The 8,028-nt window shown below is 40.4% G+C and carries 13 protein-coding genes; 9 read left to right on the top strand and 4 right to left on the bottom strand.

The features are described 5' to 3' along the window. The coding region (locus AC1DND_RS12945) for a LytR/AlgR family response regulator transcription factor (protein WP_477582138.1) at positions 1 to 277 on the top strand (277 nt) is incomplete at its 5' end. 366 nt (positions 278 to 643) lie between these two features. Here AC1DND_RS12945 and AC1DND_RS12940 read toward each other — a convergent pair. Then, on the bottom strand, positions 644 to 1,846 hold the full coding sequence (locus AC1DND_RS12940; protein WP_477582136.1) for a GTP-binding protein: 1,203 nt from the start codon (positions 1,844 to 1,846) through the stop codon (positions 644 to 646). Positions 1,847 to 1,932: 86 nt separating this feature from the next. On the opposite strand from AC1DND_RS12940, the gene AC1DND_RS12935 reads away from it, so the two are divergent. Genes AC1DND_RS12935 through AC1DND_RS12900 form a run of 8 tightly spaced genes read left to right on the top strand, consistent with a single transcriptional unit; the run spans position 1,933 to position 6,143 of the window. After that, positions 1,933 to 2,328 (top strand): MerC domain-containing protein, encoded by a 396-nt coding sequence (locus AC1DND_RS12935; RefSeq protein WP_057932606.1) that lies wholly within the window; start codon positions 1,933 to 1,935, stop codon positions 2,326 to 2,328. Positions 2,329 to 2,350: 22 nt separating this feature from the next. Further along, on the top strand, positions 2,351 to 2,515 hold the full coding sequence (locus tag AC1DND_RS12930) for a hypothetical protein (protein ID WP_477582134.1): 165 nt from the start codon (positions 2,351 to 2,353) through the stop codon (positions 2,513 to 2,515). Then, positions 2,508 to 3,134, top strand: a complete 627-nt coding sequence (locus AC1DND_RS12925; protein ID WP_477582132.1) for an ABC transporter ATP-binding protein — start codon at positions 2,508 to 2,510, stop codon at positions 3,132 to 3,134. The genes AC1DND_RS12930 and AC1DND_RS12925 overlap by 8 nt, the downstream gene beginning before the upstream one ends. After that, positions 3,134 to 4,348 carry an ABC transporter permease gene (locus AC1DND_RS12920; RefSeq protein ID WP_477582130.1) on the top strand — a complete coding sequence of 405 codons (1,215 nt, stop codon included), beginning with the start codon at positions 3,134 to 3,136 and terminating at the stop codon, positions 4,346 to 4,348. The genes AC1DND_RS12925 and AC1DND_RS12920 overlap by 1 nt, the downstream gene beginning before the upstream one ends. Before the next feature lie 19 nt (positions 4,349 to 4,367). After that, positions 4,368 to 4,805: a hypothetical protein gene (locus AC1DND_RS12915; RefSeq protein ID WP_477582128.1), complete on the top strand. Its 438-nt coding sequence runs from the start codon at positions 4,368 to 4,370 to the stop codon at positions 4,803 to 4,805. Beyond that, positions 4,805 to 5,239, top strand: a complete 435-nt coding sequence (locus AC1DND_RS12910; protein ID WP_477582126.1) for a hypothetical protein — start codon at positions 4,805 to 4,807, stop codon at positions 5,237 to 5,239. The genes AC1DND_RS12915 and AC1DND_RS12910 overlap by 1 nt, the downstream gene beginning before the upstream one ends. Further along, positions 5,236 to 5,685, top strand: coding sequence for a hypothetical protein (locus tag AC1DND_RS12905; RefSeq protein ID WP_477582124.1), 450 nt, complete (start codon positions 5,236 to 5,238; stop codon positions 5,683 to 5,685). Before AC1DND_RS12910 ends, AC1DND_RS12905 begins: the two co-directional genes overlap by 4 nt. A 20-nt stretch (positions 5,686 to 5,705) precedes the next feature. Next, positions 5,706 to 6,143, top strand: coding sequence for a Fur family transcriptional regulator (locus AC1DND_RS12900; RefSeq protein ID WP_057932600.1), 438 nt, complete (start codon positions 5,706 to 5,708; stop codon positions 6,141 to 6,143). Positions 6,144 to 6,146: 3 nt separating this feature from the next. Here the strand turns inward: AC1DND_RS12900 and AC1DND_RS12895 are convergent, their stop codons facing one another. From AC1DND_RS12895 to AC1DND_RS12885, 3 genes are all read right to left on the bottom strand, one after another. Then, positions 6,147 to 7,130, bottom strand: coding sequence for a LuxE/PaaK family acyltransferase (locus tag AC1DND_RS12895; protein ID WP_477582122.1), 984 nt, complete (start codon positions 7,128 to 7,130; stop codon positions 6,147 to 6,149). A 19-nt stretch (positions 7,131 to 7,149) separates the two neighbouring features. Next, positions 7,150 to 7,509: a hypothetical protein gene (locus tag AC1DND_RS12890; protein ID WP_215132044.1), complete on the bottom strand. Its 360-nt coding sequence runs from the start codon at positions 7,507 to 7,509 to the stop codon at positions 7,150 to 7,152. Positions 7,510 to 7,515: 6 nt separating this feature from the next. Further along, positions 7,516 to 8,028, bottom strand: a 513-nt coding sequence (locus AC1DND_RS12885) for a penicillin acylase family protein (protein WP_477582120.1), incomplete at its 5' end; no start/stop codon positions are given.

Raw genomic sequence — 8,028 nt, 5'->3', positions numbered from 1 at the left:
GAATAAGGAAGAGGTATTGTACGTGGAGAGTTTAAAAGATTACATAGTAATTCATTGTACGGATAAAAAAATCACAGCGAAATATAAGATCGGCGATTTGGAAACTGAGCTCCAGGACAAGGCTTTTTTGCGTATACACCGCTCCTTTATAGTTAACCTGAAAAAAATAACCGCTTTTACCGCTTACGACATTGAAATTGGCACAAAAGAATTGCCCATTGGTGCAAGTTATAAGGAATATGTGTTTAAAAAACTGCAGCATACCGCGCTTAAATAATGCGATCTGCTTTTAGCAGAACATTTCATCCTGAAACAAAAAAAGCCACTTCCGTGGCTTAAATGAGATGCTAACTTATAGATGCTAATTAAATACGTAAAACTTATTAAAACACTTATAACATTTGTACCTCTTAACTGAAATCCATGGCATAAGCGTTTTAAAGAGAAAACCCCTGGGTACCCTGTAGGTTTCGAAATTTTTACACTTCGGACAAGATAAGCGGGTTTTAACTAAAGTTAATTCTTCTGTGGGTTCCATAATAAGCGTAAGTTTGGTTGGGTAAATCAAATTTACGCAAAATAAAACCTAAGAATAGCACCGAAAAACTACCATTTTGTTCATTTCATCGACTATTATTTCATTTTAAGGTAAAACACGCTCGAAAGGGTTCTTAAAGGTGTTTTTTGTTTTGTAATTTTTAACTTCTGTATCAGTTAAAAGACAATATTCTAGCGATTTTTTTAACTCATCGTTGTTCATTTCCTGTCCAATAAAAACAAGTTCATTTTTACGGTCTCCAAAATCATTATCCCAATCTGCATCAATTTCAGTTCTGTTTTCCAGGTAGTCCACGTATTGTTCACGTTCATGCTGCTGCATGCTTGCCCACCAAACCCCTGCAGGGTCGATGCGTAAGGAACCGCCTGCCTGCGAAAAATTAATTGCTTGCTCTGGCATGGCAGCAAGATAGAATATACCTTTTGATCGGATAATATTCTGCGGAAATTCCTTATTGATGTAATTCCATAATCTTTCAGGGTGAAAAGGCTTTTTAGAACGGAACACGGTAGAACTTATTCCATATTCTTCGGTTTCGGGCTGATGGATTTCTTCTAATTCTTTTTTCCATCCTGCTCCTTCAGATGCGGATTCAAAATCGAACAGTCTGGTGTTTAAAATTAAGGCAGGATCTATTTCTCCAAAAAGCGTCTGATAAATCTTGGCGTTTGGGTTCAGTTTGGAAATTAGTGCCCTGAGGACCTTAATATCGGTATCACTTACCAGATCGGTCTTGTTCAATAAAATTACATTGGCAAATTCAATCTGGTCGGTAAGTAGGTTTACAATAGTGCGTTTATCAGCCACATTATCAACCATGTTGCGGTCAGCAAGTTTATCTGCCGAACCAAAATCCCTGTAAAAATTATAAGCATCTACAACAGTTACCATTGTATCTAACTGGCTAAATCTGCTCAGGTCAATACCCGAAGCTTCATCAATAAAAGAAAATGTTTGTGCAACAGGAATGGGTTCAGATATTCCCGTGCTTTCGATCAAAAGATAATCAAAGCGGTTTTCTTTTGCCAGTTTTTCCACTTCGATCATCAGGTCTTCCCGCAGGGTACAGCAGATGCAGCCGTTGCTCATCTCTACCAGTTTTTCATCGGTTTTAGATAAGGCATGCTGATCTTTAACCATAGCGGCATCGATATTTACCTCGCTCATATCGTTCACAATAACGGCCACTTTTAAATCTTGCTTATTCCTCAATATAGCATTGAGCAGTGTCGTTTTACCACTGCCCAAGAAACCGCTCAATACGGTTACAGGTAATTTCTTTATCATGTTAATGCAATTATGTTGCAAATATAGTTCTGATTATTTTAAATGCAACTATATTGCTTTTATATTTGCAGACTAAATTTATTTTAATGAAACTACGGAGCTATAAAATCAACCTCGACCGGATCGGCATTACCGCCTCAACACTTTGTGCCATACATTGCGCGGCATTACCATTCCTGATCACTGTTTTGCCGATGTGGGGTATGGGGTTCCTGGCCAATGAAGCAGTTGAAATTACGATGATTGCAGTTTCATTGATTATTGGTATCTGGAGCTTAAGTGCTGCCTACCGGAAACAACATCACCGTATTATGCCAATCCTGGTACTTATTTCAGGCTTTGCCTGCATTGCATTCGGGCATTTTTCGGGAATTGAGCTGCTGGAACCGATTTTGATTCCGCTTGGTGGATTTACCATTGCGACTGCCCATTATATCAATTTAAGAATGCTCAAGTCTTGTCCCATCGATCACCAGTACTAAAAATTTATCCTTATTAACTAATATGTCAAAGAATTATAAAATCCTGTTTATCCCGGCGTTGTTGTTCATCACCATGTTAAACCCTGCCTGTAAGCACGGTGCAAATGATGGAATAGAACTGTACAGGCGTTATGCCATCAAAAATCTGGCAGTAAAAAAAGTGCAAAAGGTGTTACATCATGATTAAGATCAGTTCACTGGTACATGTTTATGAGAAGGGGAGAAGATTAAAATTTCCTGACTGGGCAATCGCAGATATGGAGCAATGGCTTTTACTCGGTGCATCTGGTAGTGGGAAAAGCACACTGCTCAATATTATTTCTGGTCTTTTGGAGCCAAGCCAGGGTGAGGTTTTAATTAATGGAACCGATTTATATACGCTGCCTGCAAGAGGGCGGGATAGGTTCAGGGGAAGACATATCGGAATCATTTTTCAAAGGCCACATCTTATTCGTTCACTTGATGTGCTCGATAACTTAGCGCTCGCTGCGGTAATGGCTGGGCTACCTGTAGATCATGAACGGAATCTTTCACTTTTGCACGATCTGGGTATTGCTGAGCTGGCTAAAAATTATCCTGACCAATTAAGTCAGGGGCAGTTGCAAAGGGTTTCGGTGGCGCGTGCATTGGTAAACAAACCTGATCTGCTGATTGCTGATGAGCCTACATCTAGCTTAGATGATGAAAATGCCAATCAGGTAATCCAGCTACTGACTACCCAGGCTAAAGATAATGGAGCTGCACTGATCATCGCCACGCACGACCGAAGGGTTCGGGACCACATTACTAAAACCTATCTACTCTAATGAATATCTTTAAAATCAGTAGCAAAAACCTCGTCAGGAATAAGCTAACAACAATTTTGAATATTATTTTAGTTGCCTTTGGTGTAAGCATCCTGTCTATTCTCTTTTTGGCTTCTACACAGATTAGTAACAAACTGGAAAAAAATGCCAAGGATATCGATCTGGTTGTGGGGGCAAAAGGAAGCCCCTTACAGTTGATATTAAGTAGCGTTTACCATATCGATTACCCAACGGGAAATATTCCGGCTAAAGATGCCTACAAATTAATGCAGAACCCTATGGTTAAAAGGGCTGTTCCATTGGCATTGGGCGATAATTATAACGGCTACCGGATTGTTGGCACTGATAGTACTTTCTCCAATCTTTACGGTTTATCTATCCAAAAGGGCAGTTTTTGGCATAAAGATTTAGAAGTAACCCTTGGTAGCACTGTTGCATTAACATCAGGGCTCAAGATTGGCGGTTTTTTTTTCGGCGCACATGGTTTAACCGGGAATGGTGATGTTCATAAACAACATGCTTATCAGGTAAAAGGGATTTTAAAACCACAAGGAAATATAACCGATAATCTGATCCTCACTAATATTGGCAGTGTTTATAAAATGCATGAAGAGAAGCATGTTGAGGGCCATAGCCACGTTTCTGGAGGAGAAGCCAAAGAGATTAACGATAAACAGATTACAGCCTTGCTGATCCAGTATAAATCGCCAATGTCGGTGATTCTTTTCCCGCGGATGGTTAACCAAAGTACAAACATGCAGGCGGCCTCTCCGGCGATGGAAAGTGCAAGGTTGTTTTCACTGATCGGTGTTGGGATTGATACGTTACAATGGTTCGCCATATTTATTATGGGGATTGCTGCCCTGAGTATTTTTATCAGCCTTTATAACGCCATGAAAGAACGGAAATACGACCTGGCCATTATGCGCTGTCTTGGTGCATCAAAATCGAAACTCTTTTTCCTGGTCATGTTTGAAGGGGTTTTGGTTACATTTATCGGCGCCTGTTTGGGTTTGTTGATCGGGCATGTTGCCCTTGAGGTAATCGGTGCCTATCAGGAATCTTCTCAGGCAAAATTAACAGGGCTTACTGCAATTCCACAGGAAGTATATTTAATCTGGATCGGGCTGTTTATCGGCGCTTTAGCCTCGCTTATTCCTGCTATGCAGATTTACAAGGTTGATATTGCCGAAACTTTAACCAAAAACAGCTAACCCGGTTGAGGTTAATACGATGAAGAAATTGCTTTTATTGGTTGTTTCATGTTTAGTTATCCACGTAGTAGCGGCGCAGGTTAAGGTACATACCGACATGCGCACGCCTACCTGGAACCTGATCGGTTTAAGGTATGATGCCGAAATTGCTCCGAAGAAATGGGGAAGCGTTTTTCCACCTGCATTAAAGGCATTACACAATAAGGTTATTGAGCTGCCTGGTTACATCATTCCCACAAAGGTAGGGTCGAAATTTAGCGAATTTATGTTCTCTATTGTACCCATTGCCTCCTGTCCGTACTGCGGCTCGGGCGATATTCCATCAATGGTGCAGGTGAAAATGTTAACGGCTATTCCCATTACCGAAAAACCGATCAAACTGAAAGGGATATTCGTTATTAACGATTCGGGTGATGATAGGAGCGAGTTTTTTCTTTTAAATGCAAAACAGTTATGATGAAAAAATATATAACGGTTTTATTGACATTGATCTCTTTTACAGCTGTTGCGCAGGTAAATGTACATACCGATATGCGCACGCCCACCTGGAACCTGATTGGCTTAAAGTACGATAAGCAGGTAAAACCATTGGTTTGGCAGGCTGTTTTTCCACCTGCATTAAAGGCAATCAACAACAAGATCATTGAAATCCCTGGGTATATTATCCCTACTAAAGTTGGCAATAGCTTCAGCGAGTTTATGTTTTCTATTGTGCCCATTGCCTCCTGCCCGTATTGCGGCACGGGCGATATCCCTTCGATGATAGAAGTGAAGACTTTAAAACCGATTACCTGGACCGAAGAGCCCATTACCCTGAAAGGCAAATTTATAATCAACGATTCTGGTGATAGCCGATCTACTTTTTTTCTTTTAGATGCTATAAAACGATGAGATATTTGCATTTTATTTTCTTTCTGTTTTCCGTTTGCTCAGTTAGTGCACAAACGCAAAAGCACAACCCAAAAGATCAGTTGCGATCTTTGAACTGGGATGTAATCGGCTCGGTGAAATTTGAACTCACCGAAAAGAACGAACTTTTGCCCCTGTTTACTGAATCGATCAGACGTTTTGAGAATAGGGAGTTTGATTTAACAGGTTACCTGATCCCTATAAAAAGCGGACAGAAACAACAAAAATTTCTTTTGGCAACCCTGCCCATTAACCAATGTTATTTTTGTGGGCAAAATGGTATTCCGGTAATGATTATGATAGAGATGGAAAATGCAGTACCGTATAGTGAAAAACCTATCCGGGTTAGAGGGGTTTTGAAATTAGAGCAAAAAGATGCGAGCTATGCACCCCCAATAAGCATCAAGCATGCCAAACTGATTAATTAATTGCTTATTTTTGTATTGCTATGGAAAACAAAACAGCACGTTTCGAAAAACTTTTGGTTAAAAACGGACTAAAAAGAACTGCCCCACGTTTGCAGGTGCTGGAGATTTTGAGTGGAAGAGATTCTGCAACATCTCAGCCTTACTTGGAGCAGGTGATGGGCAAGAATGCTGACCGGGTTACTTTATACCGTGTTTTGCAGGCTTTTGAAGAAAAAGGGATTATACATAAGGTTTTAGATCAGCAGGGCACAGCCAATTATGCCATCTGTTCTGATGGCTGCAGTGCACACGAACACCATGATGAACATGTGCATTTTAACTGCGATAACTGTCATAAAATTTACTGTTTGGATACCGTTAAAATTCCGGCATTAAAAGTTCCGGCAGGATTTAAAGTAGAACACCTTAACCTGATTGCTACCGGTTTATGCGCAAGCTGTTCGGATAAGGTAAATTAAAGTTTACTGCACCAAAAGATTACAACCCCTGATATCGGCATTGTCAAACCTGCCCAATACTTCAAAACTTTGATCAGGATTTATTCTGCCCAAATCCTGCGTAGCAATAAATGAACAAGAATTGAGATTGGCCAGATCGATTACATTGATACCACCAGTCCTGCCATTCGCCATCAAACTTAAAGGATCGTTGGTGTCGCGGATCAAAACCTTCATCCAGCTGGGGCAGTTAAAGATACCTTCACCCAAAGAATAAGCCTGAGAAAGTAGCTCGGTCATTCCATATTCGCTATGGATCGCACTTACGCCGAACCCTTTGGTCAATTGTTCATGAAGTTCTTCCCGAACCATTTCTTTACGTTTCCCTTTCATTCCTCCCGTTTCCATTACAATCAGCTCGGGGAAATCGATTTCAAACTGTTCTATAAAATCGAGCAGGGCATAAGTAACACCAATTAAAACGGTTTTCTGTTTTTTTGATTTAAGATCCAGGAGGGTTTTCAGCAGTTCATCATGGTTGTATAAAAAGTAACCACTTTGTGGGTGTTTGCTCTTTTCGATCAGATCGTTCACCATGTAGATTAATGATGAACCAGCTCGCTGTTGGTAGGATGGGAGCAGAGCCAAAAAGCAATATTCAGTAATATCCCCGTAAAATTGTGCAAAAGCCTGTAGATAGCTCTGTTCATATAATTTCACATTGGTTACATGATGGCTGCTCTGTACCATACCCGTTGTGCCTGAACTGCTGAAAGTAATTTCGACAGGATCGGTACTGCTGAGAATGGAATGGCTTTTAAAAAAACTGATGGGTAAAAAAGGGATCTGTGCAATTTCGCTCACTTCATCAGCATCAACACCTAAATGAAAGATATATTCACGGTAAACATTGCAGTTTTGCGCCTGTAACTTAAAAACGCTTAAGGCAAGGGCGTTAAACGCATCGGTACTTTTTACAGAAAATATATCGTTAGCTGTTAAATTCACAAGGCAAAAGTACAAAGCATTATGCTATTTTCTCGTCAGTTTTTTTTGCCAACATCGCCATGCGGAACTGATAACCACAGTAACCGCTAATACCGGCAACCAGGCCACTTAAAATTCCCGTAACCAACAGCAGTGCCCACCACAATTTTACACCAGTCATCACGGCCACACGGCCAGCAAGGACGTTATCATTAGGCAAGCTTTTAAATAAAGCATATCCGATCCAAAGTAAGAAAACAGCAAGAAAAGACTGCCAAAAGGCTATTTTTCCTGTTTTGCCAATAATGCCGCAGGTAGCAAATGAAATTACAATAATGATCCACCAGGGGGCAATCATTTGTAAAAGGAAACAGATTATTAATATAACAATGAAAACCATTTTAGCCTATTTAGAAATTTTTAAACGAGAAATAATCGTACCCGATTTATCATCAGGACTTTGCATATAAAACAGATCGTACAATTTGCCATTTGCCCAGGTATCGATCATATTATCATAAAATTTGCTTCCGGGATTGCCTGATTGGCCGCCTGGATAAACCCCATGTCCTTTTGGCGTTTTACCCAGTTCGATCACCATCCGCCATGAAGGTCCGTTGGCTTCGCTCAAAGCATTAATGGCAGTTTTCGCGCCACCAATCTGTAAAACTTTCGAGCCGAATCCTGGTATTTTGGCCAGGTGTGGCACATTGGTCTGTTTTACATTTGCCCAGTCCCAATCTTTGTTTATCGGCCCAAAGCGTCTTTCCAAACTATCGCAACTATATTTAAAAGCTTCGTTAACCAGGTCAGATAATGTTTCTTTTTTGCTGGTATTGATATTATCATACCATGTTGCATTGGGTTCTTTCAAGATCATTTCCACCGTACGGTCTCTAGAAGGGTAACGCATCGGAAT

This window comes from Pedobacter sp. 01N416, assembly GCF_056399685.1.
Note: the sequence above shows the minus strand (reverse complement) of the source record. Positions and strands in the feature narration are given on the sequence as shown.